This window comes from Nocardia sp. NPDC046763, from assembly GCF_040645495.1.
GTDB lineage: Bacteria > Actinomycetota > Actinomycetes > Mycobacteriales > Mycobacteriaceae > Nocardia.
The window spans coordinates 38,436-57,143 of record NZ_JBEYYI010000020.1; the positions used below are offsets into that span (position 1 = coordinate 38,436).

At 66.4% G+C, this 18,708-nt stretch carries 18 protein-coding genes; 10 read left to right on the top strand and 8 right to left on the bottom strand.

From position 1 onward, the window contains the following. Positions 1 to 29 precede the first annotated feature (29 nt). The 3 genes from ABZ909_RS28380 to ABZ909_RS28390 form a co-directional block, all read right to left on the bottom strand. Positions 30 to 584 (bottom strand): DUF2182 domain-containing protein, encoded by a 555-nt coding sequence (locus ABZ909_RS28380; RefSeq protein WP_357005252.1) that lies wholly within the window; start codon positions 582 to 584, stop codon positions 30 to 32. 233 nt (positions 585 to 817) lie between these two features. Further along, on the bottom strand, positions 818 to 1,786 hold the full coding sequence (locus ABZ909_RS28385; RefSeq protein ID WP_357005255.1) for a DUF1326 domain-containing protein: 969 nt from the start codon (positions 1,784 to 1,786) through the stop codon (positions 818 to 820). A 176-nt stretch (positions 1,787 to 1,962) separates the two neighbouring features. Further along, positions 1,963 to 2,826: a MetQ/NlpA family ABC transporter substrate-binding protein gene (locus ABZ909_RS28390; protein WP_357005256.1), complete on the bottom strand. Its 864-nt coding sequence runs from the start codon at positions 2,824 to 2,826 to the stop codon at positions 1,963 to 1,965. A 147-nt stretch (positions 2,827 to 2,973) separates the two neighbouring features. Here ABZ909_RS28390 and ABZ909_RS28395 point away from each other — a divergent pair, with 147 nt between their 5' ends. The 3 genes from ABZ909_RS28395 to ABZ909_RS28405 are packed head-to-tail and all read left to right on the top strand — an operon-like array spanning position 2,974 to position 5,638. Next, a complete protein-coding gene (locus ABZ909_RS28395) occupies positions 2,974 to 3,849 on the top strand; it encodes a MetQ/NlpA family ABC transporter substrate-binding protein (protein ID WP_357005259.1) in 876 nt (291 codons plus the stop codon). A gap of 38 nt (positions 3,850 to 3,887) precedes the next feature. Then, positions 3,888 to 4,949 carry a methionine ABC transporter ATP-binding protein gene (locus tag ABZ909_RS28400; protein WP_357005538.1) on the top strand — a complete coding sequence of 354 codons (1,062 nt, stop codon included), beginning with the start codon at positions 3,888 to 3,890 and terminating at the stop codon, positions 4,947 to 4,949. Between the two features lie 26 nt (positions 4,950 to 4,975). Continuing rightward, entirely contained in the window at positions 4,976 to 5,638 is a 663-nt protein-coding gene (locus ABZ909_RS28405; protein WP_357005540.1) for a methionine ABC transporter permease, read from the top strand. A gap of 28 nt (positions 5,639 to 5,666) precedes the next feature. Here ABZ909_RS28405 and ABZ909_RS28410 read toward each other — a convergent pair whose 3' ends face one another. Next, positions 5,667 to 7,085 carry a DUF1254 domain-containing protein gene (locus tag ABZ909_RS28410; RefSeq protein ID WP_357005262.1) on the bottom strand — a complete coding sequence of 473 codons (1,419 nt, stop codon included), beginning with the start codon at positions 7,083 to 7,085 and terminating at the stop codon, positions 5,667 to 5,669. A 138-nt stretch (positions 7,086 to 7,223) separates the two neighbouring features. On the opposite strand from ABZ909_RS28410, the gene ABZ909_RS28415 reads away from it, so the two are divergent. Continuing rightward, the gene (locus tag ABZ909_RS28415; protein WP_357005265.1) at positions 7,224 to 7,820 is read left to right on the top strand and encodes a hypothetical protein; all 597 of its coding nucleotides are present in this window, start codon (positions 7,224 to 7,226) and stop codon (positions 7,818 to 7,820) included. Between the two features lie 191 nt (positions 7,821 to 8,011). Next, positions 8,012 to 9,310, top strand: coding sequence for a DUF234 domain-containing protein (locus tag ABZ909_RS28420; protein WP_357005267.1), 1,299 nt, complete (start codon positions 8,012 to 8,014; stop codon positions 9,308 to 9,310). 88 nt (positions 9,311 to 9,398) lie between these two features. Here ABZ909_RS28420 and asnB read toward each other — a convergent pair whose 3' ends face one another. Further along, entirely contained in the window at positions 9,399 to 11,366 is a 1,968-nt protein-coding gene (asnB, locus tag ABZ909_RS28425; protein ID WP_357005270.1) for an asparagine synthase (glutamine-hydrolyzing), read from the bottom strand. A 586-nt stretch (positions 11,367 to 11,952) separates the two neighbouring features. On the opposite strand from asnB, the gene ABZ909_RS28430 reads away from it, so the two are divergent. Further along, entirely contained in the window at positions 11,953 to 12,951 is a 999-nt protein-coding gene (locus ABZ909_RS28430; RefSeq protein ID WP_357005542.1) for a cytochrome c oxidase subunit II, read from the top strand. A 12-nt stretch (positions 12,952 to 12,963) separates the two neighbouring features. Next, positions 12,964 to 13,380, top strand: a complete 417-nt coding sequence (locus tag ABZ909_RS28435; protein WP_354847810.1) for a cytochrome c oxidase subunit 4 — start codon at positions 12,964 to 12,966, stop codon at positions 13,378 to 13,380. 131 nt (positions 13,381 to 13,511) lie between these two features. Here the strand turns inward: ABZ909_RS28435 and ABZ909_RS28440 are convergent, their stop codons facing one another. Further along, positions 13,512 to 14,330, bottom strand: a complete 819-nt coding sequence (locus ABZ909_RS28440; RefSeq protein WP_357005273.1) for an SDR family NAD(P)-dependent oxidoreductase — start codon at positions 14,328 to 14,330, stop codon at positions 13,512 to 13,514. A 122-nt stretch (positions 14,331 to 14,452) separates the two neighbouring features. Further along, entirely contained in the window at positions 14,453 to 15,712 is a 1,260-nt protein-coding gene (locus tag ABZ909_RS28445; RefSeq protein WP_357005276.1) for an FAD-dependent oxidoreductase, read from the bottom strand. A gap of 167 nt (positions 15,713 to 15,879) precedes the next feature. On the opposite strand from ABZ909_RS28445, the gene ABZ909_RS28450 reads away from it, so the two are divergent. The 3 genes from ABZ909_RS28450 (at position 15,880) to ABZ909_RS28460 (ending at position 18,283) form a co-directional block, all read left to right on the top strand. Continuing rightward, the gene (locus tag ABZ909_RS28450; protein ID WP_357005279.1) at positions 15,880 to 17,082 is read left to right on the top strand and encodes a hypothetical protein; all 1,203 of its coding nucleotides are present in this window, start codon (positions 15,880 to 15,882) and stop codon (positions 17,080 to 17,082) included. A gap of 80 nt (positions 17,083 to 17,162) precedes the next feature. After that, positions 17,163 to 17,717 carry an NADAR family protein gene (locus ABZ909_RS28455; RefSeq protein ID WP_357005282.1) on the top strand — a complete coding sequence of 185 codons (555 nt, stop codon included), beginning with the start codon at positions 17,163 to 17,165 and terminating at the stop codon, positions 17,715 to 17,717. Positions 17,718 to 17,746: 29 nt separating this feature from the next. Continuing rightward, a complete protein-coding gene (locus ABZ909_RS28460) occupies positions 17,747 to 18,283 on the top strand; it encodes an NUDIX hydrolase (protein ID WP_357005284.1) in 537 nt (178 codons plus the stop codon). Here the strand turns inward: ABZ909_RS28460 and ABZ909_RS28465 are convergent. Then, positions 18,280 to 18,699 carry an SRPBCC family protein gene (locus ABZ909_RS28465; RefSeq protein ID WP_357005287.1) on the bottom strand — a complete coding sequence of 140 codons (420 nt, stop codon included), beginning with the start codon at positions 18,697 to 18,699 and terminating at the stop codon, positions 18,280 to 18,282. The genes ABZ909_RS28460 and ABZ909_RS28465 overlap by 4 nt on opposite strands. Between the last annotated feature and the right edge of the window lie 9 nt (positions 18,700 to 18,708).

Consider the following 18,708-nt stretch of genomic DNA (forward strand, 5'->3'; position numbering starts at 1 on the left):
ACAAAGTCACACGGTGAGTGCCTCGCTGCTCACAGGGCCAGACTCAACGTGCCGACCAGGATCATCGCTGCGCCGGCGAACCTTCCACTTACATCACCGAATGGGATTGTCTTCTCCAGCAGGACGAAGATGGAGATCGCCGCGGTCCACAAGAGGTTCATCACGCCGCCGACGAACAGCAATCCCATCAGGATCCAGCAGCAGCCCACGCAGTAGGCGCCGAGCCGCAGTCCCATGCGGAAGGCGCCGAGGTTGCCGGTGCGCCAGTAGCGGGACAGAAAGTGCGCTGGGGCCCGGCAGTTCTCCAGACAGGCATTCTTCAACGGGGTGAGCTGATAGATGCCGGCCGCGATCAGCACCGCGGCTCCGAACATCGCGCTTCTGGACACCATCATCGGGGAGAGCAACGCGGCCTGATCGAGAGCATGCTGAGCGATGGTGGCCACGAGACTGAAGATCGTCCACATCGCGATGTAGCCGCTGACGAAGACGAACGTCGGAGCCAGCGGGTTGTGCTGGGCCGCGGCCTTCCGGGCGACCGCGGCGTACAACAGGATCATCGGCGCCGCGGTAGGAACCATCATGGCGACCATCATCACGACCCACATCGCCAATGTCAGACCGAACTGGGTCGCCGTCCACGACTGCACCCCGGTCATGGCGTCCCTCATCACCGCGACCGACTGACCCGTCATGCCGGGTGACCCGGTCGCCATTCGGCGCGCGATCACCACGATGTAAACCCAGGCGGCGAGCGTGATCCCGCCCAGGCCGGCCCATATGGCCAGACTGTCCCGGTGGCGCCGGACCCGCGACGTCAGCGGATGACTCCGTCCTGGTTCATGTGCAGAATGTTGAACTGGCCGTAACTGTCCTTGAAGTCGAGCGCGATTCCCGCTCGGGCTGTGGTGTTGCCGTTACCCATCTCGGCATAGGTGTAGCGGATGCCCTCCGGCATATTGATGCGGATCCTGGCCGGCTTTCCGGTGTAGGGACTGATGATCGGCGTCCCGCGCGACTCGACCAGCCCTTCGATCGTGAGGCTGGCCAGTCGCTGATCGACATCGATCGACAGTTCGATGGGTGCGTAGAGCGTGTCCAGCACGGTCGACATCATGCTGTTGTACACGAAGAAATGCGTCGCTCCGGGGGCGGTCGACTCGCCATGAACGATCTTCCGCAGTGCTTCTCGCTGAGTCGAATCCGCCCGATCGTCGATGACAGCCTGCTGCGTGCCGTTGCCCTCGGCTCCCTCACCCGGCCAGGACATGAGCACCGTCCAGTCCAGGCCGTCGAGATTCGTGTCGTTGAAGTATCCCTCCTCGATGTGGCCGCACATCAACTCCTCGCAGTGCCCATAGGTCGACTTCGCACCGAACTGGCACGGACAGCCCCAATCACAGAGGCAATTCACGAACTCCGTACCGCGAATCATCCAACGGTCAGCCACCGGATTCTCCCCGCCTCTCACACGTAGGGTGCCCCCGACGACGTCGAATTCTGTGGCTTGTGTGGTGGTGATTGCGGTGACGCCGAGGATGTCGGATGCGCGGCATCGGTGGCCTCCAGCCCGGCCGCCGCGCGCTGCCCGGGAGTAATTTATATATCGCATGAATCTACTACCGCGGCGCTCATGGCCAAAGCAGTGTGGTTCGATTCGCACGCGGGATCGACGTCCTCTGGTCGACTTCGACAGTCCGGTGCGCTCGGCCATCGATGTCCGCGACCAGCGCGTGGCGCCCGCCGGGCTGGGCGCATGCCAGAACGATCCGGCACCGCAACGCATACACCTGTGTCGACGTCGCCGCCCGCGCACCCCTTCACCGGTTCGTGCCGCTGCGCCTCGGTCACCGCCGGCTCGGCCTTCTTCGGTCGACCGGTCTTCATGACCCGCGAAACCTACAATTACACAATGGATTTCGGATGCAGAACACTAGCGGGAACCAGTCCGTGAGTCGAAAGTCATTGCCGGAACTTGGCTTCCAGGTCGGTGGTGGTGGCCTGGAGATCAGCCGGGGTGTTGGTCTTGAAAATGCCCTGGAACCCCGCCTCGGCCTTGATCGCCGCCTCCACTTCCGGGTCGTGGTAGATCTGCGTCAGCTGCAAGAACTTCGGGTTGTCCTTGTCGGCGGCCCGCGCGGCGAAGATATTGATGTACTGCTTCAGGTCCGGACGGTTCGGGTCATCGGTGTAGATGATCTGATCATTGGTCAGTCCCGCCTGCCGCGCCCAGGTGTCGTCGACGTAGGCGGCATCCACGCTGTCCAGTGACGCGGCGGTCAGCGTCGGGTCGATGGTGGTGAGCCGGACCTTGGAGGCGGACTTGTCGACGTCCTCGAGCCTCGAATCCCAGGAGCCGCCGTTCTTCAGCACGATGAGCCCGGCGGCGGCCAGGTTCAGCAGTGGCCGCACCTGATTGGCGGGATTGTTGCTCAGGGTGATCTCCCCGCCCTGGGGGATCTCCGACACCGACCTGTGCTTCTTCGAATACAGGCCCAGCGGATAGATCTCTGTGGCCCCGATCGGCACCAGCGTGTCGTTGTTGCGGGCGTTGTAGTTGGCCAGATACCGGATGTGCTGGAACTTGTTGAGGTCGATGCGGCCCTGGGACAGCGCCGGATTCGGCTGGTTGTAGTCGGTGAAATTGGTGAACTCGACCGTGATGCCCGCGGCGGCGGCCTTCTTCTCGAGCACGTCCCAGTGCGGTTGTGAGAGATCGTTCACGCCGATGCGGACCACGTCGCCGTGGTGTTCCGTGCCACAGGCGGCCGTCAGAGCCAGCGCGAACAGGACCGGAATCACCAGGAAACGGCGGTATTTTCGCATTTCAGGCACCGTAGGCGAGCGGTCGTCGCGGCCGGAAGCGTTTGGCTCCCCGGGATCGCAACCATTGCCCGGCGATTGCCCCCACGGTTGCATGGCCGGGTTCGATTTCCACCGGTCACGAAGCAGTACGAGCATGCGGGAGCACGAGTGAAATTCCATCGGGTACTGGCGATCCCGGTCCTGGTAGCAGCCGTCGCGAGCCTCACCCTCACGGCCTGCGGCGGCAGCGGCGACTCCGGCGGCACCACGGTGCGCATCGGCACCACCGAGTCCGATCCGCACTGGGACGTGTTCAAGGACAAGGCCAAGGAACAGGGCATCAACCTGAATATCGTCCACTACTCGGACTACTCGCAGCCCAATACGGCGCTGGCGCAGAAGCAGATCGATGTGAATCTCTTCCAGCATCTCCAGTTCCTGGGGCAGTACAACGTGGCCAACAATCAGGATCTGACGCCGATCGGGGCTACGCAGATCGTGCCCCTGGGCCTGTACTCCAAGAAGCACAGGTCGGTGGCCGAGATCCCGCAGGGCGGGGAGATCGCCATTCCGAACGATCCGACCAATCAGGCGCGGGCGCTGTTCGTCCTGCAGGCGGCCGGACTGCTGAAGATCAACGGGTCCGTCCGCCAGCCGACGCCAGCCGACGTGGACATGGGCGCGTCCAAGGTGAAGGTGACCGCGGTCGACGCGGCGCAGACGGCGCTGTCGCTCGAGTCGGTGGACGGGTCCGTCGTCAACAACACCTACCTGCTACAGTCCGGGATCGACCCGAAATCCGCGCTGTACAAGGATGATCCGGGCAATCCCGGCGCCGAGCCGTACATCAATGCCTTCGTCACCCGGGCCGCTGACAGGGGCAATGTCACCTACCTGAAGCTGGTGGACATCTTCCACAGCCCCGAGGTGCAGAAGTCCGTGCAGGAGGATTCCAAGGGCACCGCGCTCGAAGTGACGAAGAGCGGGCCCGAGCTGGAGCAGATCCTGGCGCGGGTGCAGCAGACCATCCGCGACGCCAAGTGAGCGGCGACGGTGCCGCAACCGGCGAGAATTCAGCCGCGATCGCCGGGAGCTCTGTCGCGGCCGTCGAATTCCGGTCGGTCACCAAGGTTTTCCGGACCGGCAAACAGCGCCACACCGCGCTCGACGGTATCGACCTGTGCATCGAGAAGGGCGAGATCTTCGGTGTGATCGGCTATTCCGGCGCGGGCAAGTCCACGCTGGTTCGGCTGATCAACGCCCTGGAGCAACCCACCGAGGGCACCGTGCTCGTCTCCGGAGACCCCATCACCGGCGTCCCGGAATCGCGGGTGCGGCAGCTGCGCCGCGATATCGGCATGGTGTTCCAGCAGTTCAACCTGTTCCGCTCGCGCACCGCCGCAGGCAATATCGAATACCCGTTGAAGGTGGCGGGCTGGCCACGTGCGCGGCGCAAGGCGCGCGTGGCAGAACTGCTGGATTTCGTAGGACTTTCGGACAAGGCGCGCAGCTACCCGGACCAGTTGTCCGGTGGCCAGAAGCAGCGGGTCGGCATCGCCCGGGCACTGGCCACCTCGCCGTCACTACTGCTCGCCGACGAGGCGACCTCGGCGCTGGACCCGGAGACCACCGGTGAGGTGCTGCGGCTGCTGAAGAAGATCAACCGCGAGCTGGGCGTCACCATCGTGGTCATCACCCACGAAATGGACGTGATCCGCGCGGTGGCAGACCGGGTGGCGGTGCTGGCCGACGGCCGAATCGTGGAGTTGGCCAGCACGTTCGAGGTGTTCTCGGCACCCGCCGCCCTACCCACCCGATCGTTCGTGGAGACGGTCCTGCACAACCGGCCGACCGCCGACGAACTACAGCGGCTGGGGGAGCGGCGCGCCGGCCGACTGGTGACCGTTCGCATCGACGACGAGAACGGGATCGGTCCGGCCCTGGCCGCCGCCGCAGCCGAGGGCGTGAGCTTCGAGATCGTCTTCGGCGGCGTGAGCACCTTGCAGGACAAAACCTTCGGCAGCCTGACCCTCGCCCTGGACGGCCCCGAGGAGGCCGTACGCCTGGTCGCCGACCGCCTCGAGTCGGGGGCGTCCCTTCGCGGGGCAGCGGTGGAGACCGAGAGCGATCGGAGGAGTGCATGACCGGCGCTGCGAGCAATCTGGCTGCCGTGCATACGGATTGGGATCGGCTGCGGCCTGTCCTGGGTGAGGCTGTTGGCACCACGATCTACCTGGTGCTGCTCACGTTCGTTGTCGGGGGCACTATCGGGCTGGCGTTGGGGACGGCGCTCTATACGACGCGGAAGGCTGGGTTGCTGGCGAATGCGCCGGTCAATCTGGTGCTGAACGTGCTGGTGAATGTGGTGCGGCCGATTCCGTTCATCATCTTGCTGGCTGCGCTGGGGCCCGTCACGTTGCAGGTGATCGGGACGACGATCGGCACGGACGCCGCGGCGTTCGTGATGATCGTGGCGGCTTCGGTCGGGATCGCGCGGATTGTCGAGCAGAATCTGGTGACCGTGGATCCGGGGGTGATCGAGGCGGCGCGGTCGATGGGAGCGGGGCCGCTGCGGATCATCCTCACTCTGCTGATTCCGGAAGCGTTGGGGCCCTTGGTGCTCGGGTACACCTTCGTTGTGATCGCCATTGTCGATATGTCGGCCATGGCGGGGACGGTCGGTGGTGGCGGGCTGGGCGACTTCGCGCTGGTGTACGGGTACCAGCGGTTCGACTGGCAGGTCACTTTGGTGGCGACGCTGATCATTATCGCCGGGGTGCAGGGGATTCAGTTCCTCGGCAACTGGCTGGCCCGCCGGGTGCTGCGCCGGTGATGACGCGGGCGGCCCGGCGGGACCTCGGTCAGCTCAGCTTCTCCAGCTTCGGGACCTGCCACTTCCCGTTCAGCACCTCGTCTTCGGGTGCGTACAGCCGCAGGGTGAGGGAGAACGGGCCGGTCTCCGGAATGGGCAGCCAGTGGCCGGCGGGCACGTCCGCGCCGGGATCGGCGCTCTGCACGGCGATCTCGACCGTGCCGTCGGCGGCGGGGGTGAGCGGCACCAGGTGCCCCACCGAGTAGATGCCCGCCGGATTCTGGATCAGGTAGCTCTGCCCGTCATAGGCGGTGAGCGACCAGAACGCGCCGACCGGCGGCAGCTGATCCTTGGCGAAGGTCACCCGGAATCGGTTGCCGCTCTCGGCATTCGCGTCGATGCTCGGGTACACGGCGTCCCGGGGCAGATTCGCGCCCAGACCGACCGCCGCGACCAGCGCGCGCAGCGGGTAGTTCGTGCCGTAGGTGCCGATATCGAGGTCGAAGGTCCAGCCGTTCTGGTGCTGGGCCTTGGGGTCCCGGTAGGCGGCGAGCTGTTTGCGGGCATCGGCGATGGCCGCGGTGAGTACGCCCGCGGGCGCGGTGCTCGCGGTGGCGCCGGCGGTGATGCCGATGGTGGCGAAACGCTTCATGGCGTCGGCGTCTTCGGGTGCGGGCGGGTTGCGGGCCATCACCGCGCACATGCGGGTGAAGAAGGTGGGGCCGTCCATCTGCATTACCATCTGGGCCGGGACGCCGCCGCCCGCGAGCTGGGCGCCCGGGCTGCCCTGCACCGCGTTCGGGTCGGCGCTCCAGACGCTGAGCGGGGCCAGCTTCAGCTGCCGTTGCAGGGCGCGCACGTGCTTGATGTCGTTGTCGCCCTTGTATTCGATGCGGCCGAGCAGCCAGGTGGTGTCGGTGGGCATGGCCAGCCGGGTCATGCCGTCGGGCACCGTGCCCTTCCAGCCCGGCCCGGTGACCAGGTAGGTGTACGGCGGGTTGGGAACCCCGTCCTCGAGCCGCGGGTTCGTACTGGCCGGATCGTGCACCGTATTGGTCCAGGCGTCCAGGAGTTGCATGAGCCAGTACCGGTCGGGTCCGATGGCGGGCACCTGCACCACCATCGGCTCGGCGCTCAGGTCCAGCCAGGCCTGCGAGTAGAGGGTGTCCAGGTTGAGCCGGACCACCTGCTTCTCCTCCGGCGTGGGCGGATCCTGGTGCACGAATTGATTGGCCGGGCCGCCGGTTTCACGGGTGACATCCATGAGGACCAGCGGAAATCCGAAGATGTAGGCATCGGTGGCGACGGCCTTGGGGTCGTTCGAGGCCGCGGTGGTGCTGGTCGCGGTCGAGCCGTTGCCCGACTTGCCGCAGGCGGTCAGGCCGAGGGCGGCCAGCGCGGCGGCACCGAGTCCGATGGCCGTGCGGCGGTTGACGCGCTGGGCGCCGCCAGTGGACGGGAGATCCATTGATACCGAGCCCTTTCCGAGAAGGTGTGGTGGCAAGGAGGACTTCCGGTGATACGAACACCCTATTGCAGTAACACTGCAAGTATGGTGGCTAACCAGTGGTTACCGTACTGCTGCGGCAGCGAAGGAGCACGCAAAATGAGCTCGGCCGATCTGATTTTCACCGGTGGACCGATCGTCACCGTCGATGCGAACCACCCGAATCCCACCCATGTCGCCGTGACCGACGGCCGGATCATCGCCGTCGGCGGGGACGAGGTGCTGGACCGGCGTGGCGGCGGCACCGAGATCGTCGATCTGGGCGGGCGGGCGCTTTTGCCGGGATTCGTTGAGGCGCACACCCATCCGACCCAGGACCAGATGATGTTCACCGACCTGGTCGTCGACATCCGCCCGGTCACCACCTGCCCCGCCGCCGAGGATGTGCTGCGCATCTGGTCGTATAGGTTGTGCGCAAATGGCCGGATAATTCGTGCGCATCTGGTCGCAACCAACCTGAGCATTTGGTCGCAGGTTGCGCGTGCATCTGACCGGATTCTGGACCGCGCTCTGCGTCGAGTAGGCCATGACCCGTGCACTGCTGTATTCGGTTTCCTGCCGACTGCGGATTTGCGCAGTCGGCCGGAACTCATCGAAATGGTTGAACCGCTTGGTATTCCACGAGGCGACAGGGGGAACGCGACAGGGCGTCCTCCGGCTGTAGGGCGCCCTGGTGATGTATGTTACATAGAATAGTTCTAACTTAGATTGAATCTATGTAAGATGAAGTCTCCTATGGACAGGGGGCGTGAATGGAGTTCAGAGGACGGTCGGCGGACCTCGATCTGCTGGGGCGGCAGCTCGAACTTGTGACCGGTGGGGCCGGTGCGACTCGAGGACGCGCTGTGGTTGTGACCGGCCGACGGCGGGTTGGGAAGTCACGCCTGGTGCAGGAGTTCTGCGACCGTTCCGGTCTGCCATATCTCGTCTTCCAGGCAACGCGGGGGCGAAACCCGGCCGCCGAACGAGACGACTTCGCGGCTACCGTGGCACATTCGCCCCTGCCGGGGGCGGAATTGGTCGCGGGGATATCGGCAGGCGATTGGAACCAGGCGTTGCGGACCCTGTCCATCGCATTGCCGGACGCCGCCGCGAGCATTGTCGTGCTCGATGAGGTGCCCTGGTTGGTGGAGCAGGACTCCGAGTTCGAGGGAGCGCTGCAGACGGTCTGGGATCGGCACCTTTCGGCCAAGCCGGTGCTGCTGGTACTGGTTGGCAGCGACATTGCGGTGATGGAAGCGCTGCAGACGCACGGCCGCCCATTTTTCGGGCGGGCAACGAAAATGACCGTTGCGCCACTGCATCTGGCGGATGTGCAGGCCATGACCGAACTCCCGGCGGCCGAGGCACTGGATGCGCTGTTGATCACCGGTGGATTCCCGGAAATCGTTCAGTCGTGGCAGTCAGGCATGAGCCGCGCGGACTTCCTTCGTGAGGTAGCGCTGAATCCGTTGTCGCCGCTGCTGGTGGCCGGCGAGTTGTCGCTGCTGGGTGAGTTTCCCGAGGCGTCGCGTTCGCGTGCCGTGCTGGAGGCGATCGGCAGCGGTGAACGCACCTTCAGTGCCATCGCCTCTGCGGCGGGCAGCTCGGGCGTGCTGCCCGCCGGGACGTTGACGCCATTGCTGAATACTTTGCAGGCCAAGCGAATAGTAGCCGCGGATCTGCCGCTGTCCACGAAGCCGGACACGAAGAACAAGCGCTATCGAATCGCCGATTCCTATCTGCGTTTCTGGCTGGCTTTTCTGCAGCGGGGAATCCCGCTCATCGAGCGTGGCCGGGGCGATCTGGCATTGGAGCGGATCGAGCGCTCGTGGACGACGTGGCGTGGCCGTGCGGTAGAACCGGTGATCCGGGAATCACTGGTGCGCTTGCTGCCCAATGCCCGATGGCCGGAAACCGAAGCGGTGGGGGGCTGGTGGAATCGGCAGAACAATCCCGAGCTCGATTTGATCGGTGCCGATCGCGAACCCATCGCGGGTGCAGTGCATTTCATCGGATCGATCAAATGGCTGGAGGATCGACCATTCGATAGCCACGACTACGATGCCCTCGCACGCGGTGTGCTCGCTGTGCCCGGCGCGCGGTTCGACACTCCTTTGGTGGCGGTCTCGCGCTCCGGAGTGCACGGCGACTTGCCGGTTGCGGCCCACTGGGGGCCGGAAGATCTATTGCGTGCCTGGCAGTGAACAGCTGAGGAATCCGTCCGACAGGCGTCGCGCCGAAAACGTAATGGCCGCACCCCCGATGGGCGTGCGGCCATTACGTGAAGCCTGACTACAGGTTGACCGGGTAGGTCGGTTCCTGGATCTCGGGCTTGATGCGGTTCTCGACGAAGATGCCGTGCCAGATCATGAAGACGATCAGGGTCCACAGGCGGCGGCTGTGGTCGACCGGGCCGGTGCGGTGGGCCTCCAGCATGGCCAGGATGGCCTGCTTGTCGAGGAGGTGGTCGGTGCCGGACTCGGTGATCTGGGCGCGGGCCCAGTCGTAGAGCTCCGGGCCGCGCAGCCAGTGGCGCAGGGGGACCGGGAAGCCGAGCTTGGCGCGGTTGAGGACATGCGGGGGCACGATGTCCGTGAGCGCCTGGCGCAGGGCGTATTTGGTGGTTTCCTTGGTGATCTTCTGGTCGACCGGGATCTTCTCGGCGACCTTGAAGACCTCGGGGTCCAGGAAGGGCACCCGCAGTTCCAGGGAGTTGGCCATGGTCATCTTGTCGGCCTTGACCAGAATGTCGCCGCGCAGCCAGGTGAACAGGTCCAGGTGCTGCATGCGCGCCACCGGATCCCAGTGGTAGCCCTGCATGGCGTAGATGGGGGCGGTCACGTCCCGGTGGGTCCACTCGGGGCGGAATTCCCGCAGCACCGAACGCAATTGGGCGTCGTTGAAGCTGCGGGCGTTGCCGTAGTAGCGCTCCTCCAGGGTGAGCGAGCCGCGGTGCAGCAGGCTCTTGCCGCGGGTGCCCTCCGGAATCCGGTCCGACAGCTTGCCCGCCAGCTTGCGCAGCGGCTTGGGCAGGAACTCGAAGGGCTTGAGCGACAGCGGTTCCCGGTAGATGGTGTAGCCGCCGAACAGCTCGTCGGAGCCCTCGCCCGACAGCACCACCTTGACGTGCTTGCGGGCCTCCTTGGCCACGAAGTACAGCGGCACCAGCGCCGGGTCGGCCACGGGTTCGTCCAGGTACCAGACGATCTCGGGAATGGCGGCCGCGTACTCCTCGGGGGAGACCATGCGGATGTAGTGCTTGGCGCCGATGGCCTCGGCGGTCTCGGCCGCCACGTCGGCCTCGGAGTAGCCCTGCCGCTCGAATGCCGAGGTGAAGGTCAGCAGGTTCGGGTTGTGCCGGATGGCCAGCGCCGCAATGGCGGTGGAATCGATACCGCCGGACAGGAACGCGCCGACGGTCACATCCGCGCGCATGTGCTTGGCGACGGAGTCCTCGAGCGCCTCCGCGATCTCCTGGTACCGCTTGGCCTCGCTGCCCGCGGCGAACTTCTGTACCCGGAACTGCGGGTTGAAGTAGCGGGTCACCCGCGGGGTCTCGCCCGGCTCGACCCAGGCGTAGCAACCGGATTCGAGGCGTCGGACGTCCTTGTGCAGGGTCTCGGCCTCGGGCACGTACTGCAGCACCGTGTAGTGCTCGAGCGCGCGCGGGTCCAGGTCGTCGGAAAGCTCCAGCGCCGGAAGCAGACCCAGCAGGCTCTTCTTCTCGCTGGAGAAGGCGGTGCCGCCGGCGCCGGTGGCGATGAACAGCGGCTTGATGCCGAACGGGTCGCGCGCCAGGAACAGCTTGTTCAGCTGGGTATCCCAGATGGCGAAGGCGAACATGCCGCGCAGCCGGCTCGGGGCCTTGGCGCCCCAGTAGTGGAAGGCGGCCATGATGGCCTCGCCGTCACCCTCGGTACGGAACATCGGCTCATCGCCGAACTCCGCCCCGTGCGCCTCCTTCAGTTCGGCGCGCAGCTCGAGATAGTTGTAGACCTCGCCATTGAAGGTCATGGCGTACCGCTCGGGGTTCTCCGGCGGACCCCAGCGCAGCGGCTGGTGCGAGTGCTCGATATCGATGATCGACAGGCGGTTGAAGCCGAAGATCATGTGCTCGTCGTTCCAGGTGCCGCGCTCGTCGGGGCCGCGATGGCGCTGGCAGTGCAGCGCCTCGTACACCTGTGCCGCGGTGGTTTCGACCGTCCGCCCATCCGGAGTAGTAGCCGTTGTAGCTGTCAGAAATCCGAGCAGACCACACACTGCGCCGAGAACCTCTTTCCGGGGTCTAAGGATTGGGGCGTACCCGCACGGGCACGCTGCACGCGAAACCTACTGCCCGAGTATGCCGTACCGGCGCGGATCATGCTCGGCCCGTATCCAACACCGAAAAGTTCGCAGCCCGCCTCGGTCTGGACTGCGTTCCGTCTCCCCGCGCTCGTAGCGGAAGCCGGAGCGAATGGCTCCATGGACCTGCGCCTTGGCGGAGCGGAGCAGGGAAGACCGAGGTGACAGGGCTGCGAACAGCCGGAGCGAAGCGCAGGCAAGTTGGACAGAGCGTGTCGAATGGGACCCCGTCACAACGGGGGCGGTTCTTTGGTCTACGCTGCGTAGTACTTGGGAAACTCTCAGGGTCGGTTGCGCGTTCGCGCGTATCCTCCCCGAGGTCCAGAACTGTGCTGAAAATGTGTCGCCCGGCGGAAGGGAGTCCGGGCGACGCGGTGTCGGAATGACGACCAGGAAGGCGTTGAGCGTGGCGCACAAGGCGAGCGAGGCGATAGGGGCACGACCCGCCCGGGGTCGGCGGGGCCGCATCCTTCGGCGGGCCGGGCTGGCGGTGTCCTTGGGGATGACCGCGATGCTCGTCTCCGGCTGCTCGATCGACAACCCGTGGCTTCGGTTCGGCTGGCCCTCGGGCATCACGCCGCAGGCCACCCGCATGCGTGAGCTGTGGACCTGGTCCGTGCTCGCCGCCCTCGCGATGGGCGTGCTGGTGTGGGGCCTGACCTTCTGGACCATCGCGTTCCACCGCAAAAAGCCGAACTCCCCGGAGTTCCCGCGGCAGACCGGTTACAACGTGCCGCTGGAGCTGAGCTATACGGCGATCCCGTTCGTGATCATCGCCGTGCTGTTCTACTTCACCGTGGTGGTCCAGAACTACGTCCACGAGAAGGTCGGCAACCCGGACGTCGTGGTCGACGTGACCGCCTTCCAGTGGAACTGGAAGTTCGGCTACCAGAAGGTCGACCTCAAGGACGGCAGCCCGGTCTACGACGGCGTCGACACCGAGCGCCAGGACATGAACCAGGACATCAAGGATCGCTACAAGGAAGCGACCAAGGATGGCCACCCGCAGCCGGGCCCGAACAACGGCCTGCCCGCGAACGACATCTCGTACCTGCACTACGACAAGGTCGAGACCGTCGGCACCTCCAACGAGGTTCCGGTGCTGGTCCTGCCGTCCGGCAAGAACATCGAGTTCCAGCTGGCCGCGGCGGACGTCATCCACTCGTTCTGGGTGCCGGAGTTCCTGTTCAAGCGCGACGTGATGCCGAACCCGAAGCAGAACAACTCGGACAACGTCTTCCAGATCACCAAGATCGAGAAGGAAGGCGCGTTCGTCGGCCGGTGCGCCGAGATGTGCGGCACCTTCCACTCGATGATGAACTTCGAGATCCGCGTGGTGTCCCCGGCGGACTTCCAGAAGTACATGGACGCGCGGATCAAGGATCACAAGACCAACGCCGAGGCGCTGGCCAGCATCGGTCAGTCGCCGGTGGCGACCTCCACCAAGCCGTTCAACACCGACCGCAAGGCGCGCGGTAACGAACTCGCCGACGCCAAGTGAGGATGAACTGACATGAAGGTCGAAGCTCGCATCTTCGAACTGATCACGGTCTTCTTCGTGATCGTGGCCGTCGTGTACGGCTACTTCACCGGCCGCTCGCGCACCGGCGTCGAGTGGGCGGGTACCACCGCCATCGTGCTGTCGGCGGGCCTGGCCCTGATCGTGGCCACCTACTTCCGCTTCGTCGCCCGTCGTCTGGACCTGCGTCCCGAGGACTACGAAGAGGCGGAGATCGTCGACGGCGCCGGCGACCTGGGCTTCTTCTCGCCCGGCTCGTTCTGGCCCATCCTGCTGGCCGGCGCGGGCTCCATCGCCGCCCTCGGCTTCGCGTTCTTCCAGTTCTGGCTGATCGGCCTCGGCGTGATCTGCATCCTGGTCGCCGCCGGCGGCCTGGTGTTCGAGTACCACCTCGGCCCGGAAAAGCACTGACGCAAGTCTCGAAGCGCCCCACTCGGAATCCGGGTGGGGCGCTTTGCTGTTCGGGCATGGGTGGGAATGTGACCGGGGGACAATGGGTTCCGGGCTCGGGTGAATCGAGTCCGGGAGAATTTCGGTCGAGCTCAGATACCCAGGGCGTGCTTGAGTCGGGTGGTCCGCGGGGACATGGAGGCGAGACCCAGGAGGGCTCGGGGGAAGCGGGGCTGGATTTGCGGCGGTCGGGTCCGGATGGCGGTTTCGATCCAGCGGGCGGCCTCGGCGGGGTCCAGGGATGGCTTCTCGGGGAGGTCGGCGGGGGAACCGGAGTCGAGTTCGAAGGCGGGGTACTGGACCGTGGTGACGTGGATGCCGCGGGGGGAGAGTTCGGCGTCGGCGCATTGGCCGAAGGTGGTCCAGGCGGCCTGGGCGCTGGCGTAGGAGGCGAAATTGGGGGCGGCGCCGGAGTCGGCGCTCCAGGGGCCGACATTCACCACGTGGCCGGAGCCGCCGGCCAGCATGGCGGGCAGCAGGCCGAGGGTCAGGCGCAGGGGGCCGAAGTAGTAGGCGGCCATCATGCGCTGGTAGTCGTGGAAGCGGCCCAGGGATTGCAGCACCGGGCGGCGGGTGGGGCGGCCGGTGTTGTTGACCAGGACGTCGACAGTGTCGAACTCGGTGAGCAGCCACTCGACCAGCTGATCCACATCGCCGAGGGCGGAGATGTCGCAGCGGAACCAGTGGGCGCGGCCCCCGGCCCGGATGATGCTGTCGCACTCCTCGACCAGTTGGGAGCCGTTGCGCGCCACCAGGATTACCTCGGCGCCGTGGAAACCCAGTAGTCGCACGGTTTCTCGGCCGATCTCGGAGCAGGCGTCGGTGACGACGATACGTTTGCCCTCGATGGGGCGTTCCCCGGCAAGGGGTCCGGCGGTGCGGGGACGGCGGGCAGCACGGAATTCGATCATGGGACAGGCAACCTTCATCTGAGGATTGAGCATGAACCATGCACCGGCACCCCGCCGACAGTGCCGATACCGCCGCCCCGCCCGACTGCTAACCGATAGCTGGCAGTGCGGCGGAACACATTCTATTCGGTCGGGTCATAACGCCGGGCGCGTTCGGCGAGACAGATCTCGTCGATGGCGGACACGATGTCCCGCAACAGTTCCGAGGGCAGCGCCGCCGGCCGCAAGCGGCAGGTGAAGGTGATGAAGCCGTGGTCCTCGTTGTCGAGTTCGCGCAGGTAGTGGGACCTTACGCCATAGGTCATGGCGGAGATGACGGTGAAGCAGCCGGTGCGTTCACGGTGCCCGGCGAACAGGTCGTGCAGGCCGTGGAAGACCCGGGCGTAGGAGGACAGGGGCGCGAAAACCGAGACGCGATACGCCGGTCCGCGTTCGGAGGAGCTGATGACGGTGTCGGCCAGGTACTCGGCGTCGCGCAGGGTCAGCACCTTCGGAGCGAACATGAGCGCACCGGCGGCGGCATTCCGGACGGGCATACCGGCGCGGCCGCCCGCGGATGCGGCGATGGCGCCCAGCGACTTTCGGGCGCGCGCGCCGACCTCGCGGCGGGCGCGCAGCGAGAGGTTGGGGGTGGTGGGGTGCAGGCTCGACCACTGGCCGAAGCGCACGGTGCCCAGCTGCACGGTGCCGGTGCCGACCGGTCGGGCAACTTTAAGGGGCGCGGTGTCCACCCAGCGGCCCACCTGCAGCATGGCGTCACCCGGCGACTGGATCTCGCGATAGGAGTGCTCCACCCAGGTGTCGAAGTCCAGGAAGCGGTGCGCGTCGGTGGTGAGCCAGGTGCGGTCCTTGTCCACACCGGTGACCTCGAGCGTCAGCGCGGTGATGATCCCGGTGCGCCCGCCGCCGCCCAGGATCCGGCGGAACCGCTCCGCGTGATGGGTGCGCCCGCAGGTGCCGAATCGCCCGTCCTGATCGACGTATTCGAGCTCGGCCACATTGTCGCTGAACATGCCGAAGCGATGCGACGCCGCCGACAGCCCGCCCACCGCCGCGAATCCGCCCGCCGTGATGTCCCGATGGTCGCCGACCACGGGCAGCCCGAGCCCGTGCGCGCCCAGCGTCCGGTCGATGTCGTAGAGCCGCGCCCCCGCCTGCACCCGCACCGTCCCGGCATCGGCGTCCACCACCTGGACCCGGTTCATCTTTCGCATGCTCAGCACGCTGCCCTGATCGGGCAGCGCGAGCTCGTCCTCCGGCCGTTCCCCACCCCGGATGATCAGCGGTTTCGTCGAACGACGTGAATCCCGAACGGTCCGAACCACATCCGCGGTATCGCGGGGCAGAAATTCGTCGGGGTGGGTGGAGACGGGCGTGCTCATGGCGCTACAGCTAACCATAGTCACGCGCATTGTGCTCGTCCTTGGACGGGCGTCCTAGTGAGCACTGCGCGGACACGTCGTGAACAGCGCGTTTTCGGTTGTGGCACACAGGTTCCCTGTGGGTTTGCGGGGAGCTTTTGTCGGCCCCCGCGCGTAGAGTCCGGGCCATGAGTTTCCTGGGCGGGGTGTTCGGTTCGCCACGAAATCGGTTCGGCAAGAAGGTCTTGGAACAGGTGCTCGGCTACGAGGCGGTGGAGACCGCGCATCTCGACACCGAGGCGTTCGAGATCGGGTACCGCTTGAAGAACGGGTACGTGGCCAAGATGAACCTGGGCACGCTCTACCGCCGGTTCGACGGGAAAATCACCGCCGGGCTGTTCCAGGCCGTCGACAGCCTCATTCTGCCGCCGGAGGCGCCGGAGGGCTGGGAGCGGGTGGCGCCCAGACTGCGGCCGGTGCTGCGGCGGGCCGGGTACGGGTCCGGGGCGATACGGGTCGGCGAGCTGGAGGGGCGGGACCTGGTGCTCTCGCGTCCGGCGCTGCCGTTCCTGACCGAGATGGTGGTCATCGATCTGCCCAGCACCGTGCAATTCGTGACAAAGCAGGAACTTTCGAACTGGGGTGTGGACGCCGAGCAGGTCTACGCCGTCGCGCACGCCAATCTCACCGAGCTGGCCATGAACACGTTGGAGGCATTCGAGCCGCCGCAGGGGATGCGGGTGCTGGACTTCGTCGACGACGATGGCGAGAGCTATGTCGGTTCGCTACCGCTGGTGGCCGGGTGGCTCGAGGGCGTGCGGGCCCGAACCGCCACGCGCCCACTGGTTTTCCTGTCCGGGCATCTGGGCATGCTGGTCGTGCTGGGTGCGACGCCCGCAGCCCTGCCGCAACTGCTGGCGCTGGCGGTGGAGCGGCTCGAGGGGGCGTTGCGCCCGCTGTCGGCGGTCCCGTACACCGTCGACGACAACGGCGACGTGATCCCCTTCGAGGTGGCCGCGGACGATCCGGCCCATGGGCTCATCCGCCGCGCACAGGCGCAGCTCGCGGTGGGTGCGTATCACGCGCAGACCGAGCGGTTGCGCGCCGAGGCGGAGCGCGAGGGCGCGATCATGGAACTGCTGCATGTGCGGGCGCCCGACGGCAGCGAGTACACCATGACCTCCTGGACGGACGGGGTCACGAATCTGCTGCCCGCCGCCGATTTCATCTGCTTCGTCACCGGCGGTGGCGATGTCTTCCGCGTCGCCTGGGAGGACGTGTCCGAGCTGGTGGCACTGGAACTCGCCGCCGAGTACGACCCGCCGCGCTATCGCGTGCACGACCATCCGCCCGCCGAGATCATGACCCGCCTGCGCGCACTCGCCAGCTGATTGCGGCGCGTCGCCGGTGTGGCGACGATGTGGCGCGATATCGCCACGACTGTGTCACCTCGGTCGGCTAGGGTCGCGGCGTGGACAGGGCGCAGCTGACAGCGGACATGGCCGACGGGGCGAGACCGGAGTTCCTCTTCTTCTGGGGGCACACCCGCACCCCCGGCCACGATGTCGGCAAGTGGGTGCTCAGCCAGTGGTGGCCGGTCGAATTCAGCGTCGACGGCCAGAACTACGGCAGCGCAGAGCATTTCATGATGGCCGAGAAGGCCCGCCTGTTCGGCGACGAGGACATGCGCACCCGCATCCTGTCCAGCGACACTCCCGCCGACGCCAAGCGCATGGGCCGCGCCATCTCCGGCTTCGACCAGGACACCTGGGAAGCCCATCGCTTCGACATCGTGCTCCGCGCCAGCATCGCCAAATTCGGCCAGCACGACCAGCTCCGCGACTTCCTGCTCGCCACCACCGACAAGGTGCTCGTCGAAGCCGCTCCCCGCGACACCATCTGGGGCATCGGCCTCGGCGCCGACAACCCCTCCGCCTCCGACCCGGCGCGTTGGCGCGGCGAGAACCTCCTCGGCTTCGCCCTCATGGACGCCCGGGACGCTCTGGCCCCGGCCCGCCAGTCCTGACCCTCCCCGCGGTGGGGGAGGATCGGGGGATGGACACGCTGCGGAGTCGTGAGGTGTACGCGAATCGGTGGATCACGCTGCGGGAGGACGTGGTTCGGCAGGCCGACGGGGAGGAGTCGGTGTACGCCTACATCCGGAAAGCGGACTTCGCGATCGTGATTCCCTGGGACGGGGAGCGATTCCACCTGGTCGAGCAGTATCGGTATCCACTGGGGCGCAGGTGCTGGGAGTTCCCGGGCGGGGCGGTGGCGGGGGAGAGCGATCCGATCGCGGTGGCTCGGCAGGAGTTGCGGGAGGAGACGGGGTTGCGAGCGGGCCGGCTGACGGCGCTGGGGAAGGTGGCGCCCGCCCCGGCCACCAGCACGCACTACGGGACCGTGGTGCTGGCCACCGAGCTGACGGCGGGGCCGCACGAGCGGGAGCCCTCCGAGATGGACATGGAGTCCGCCTGGTTCACCCGGGACGAGGTGGAGGCGATGATCCTGGCGGGCGCGATCGTGGATGCCCAGAGTGTGGCCGCGTACTCCCTGCTGTTGCTGCACGAGAGGCGCGGCGGGCTGGTCTAGTCCCGGTCGGCGTGCTCGATGAGGCCCGCGACGACCTCGGGGAAATCTGCGGTGATCCGGGGTCCGATCTCGGGGCCGAGGGTGGCGGCGGCGGGGCCGGTGATCTCGGTGCGGTAGACGACGCGGATGGCGCCGGAGGGCAGGGCGTCGAGCCGGTGCTGGGTCAGCACCTCGAAGCCCTCGCCGAGGAAGACGTCGCTCCAGAGTTCGCCGTCGACGATCTCCACGAAGCGCAGCTCCACGGTGTCACCGTCCGGCGAGGTCATGCGGAAGGTGGTACCGGGCGTGAAAGGCCCGTCCAGCTCGAAGGTTTCGATGCCGGGATTCCATTCGGGCCAGCGGTTCGGGTCGGACCAGCTGCGCCACAGCGCCTCCCGGGGCACGGTGGTCTCGGCGCTGTGTTCGTATTCCCACATGATCTCGTC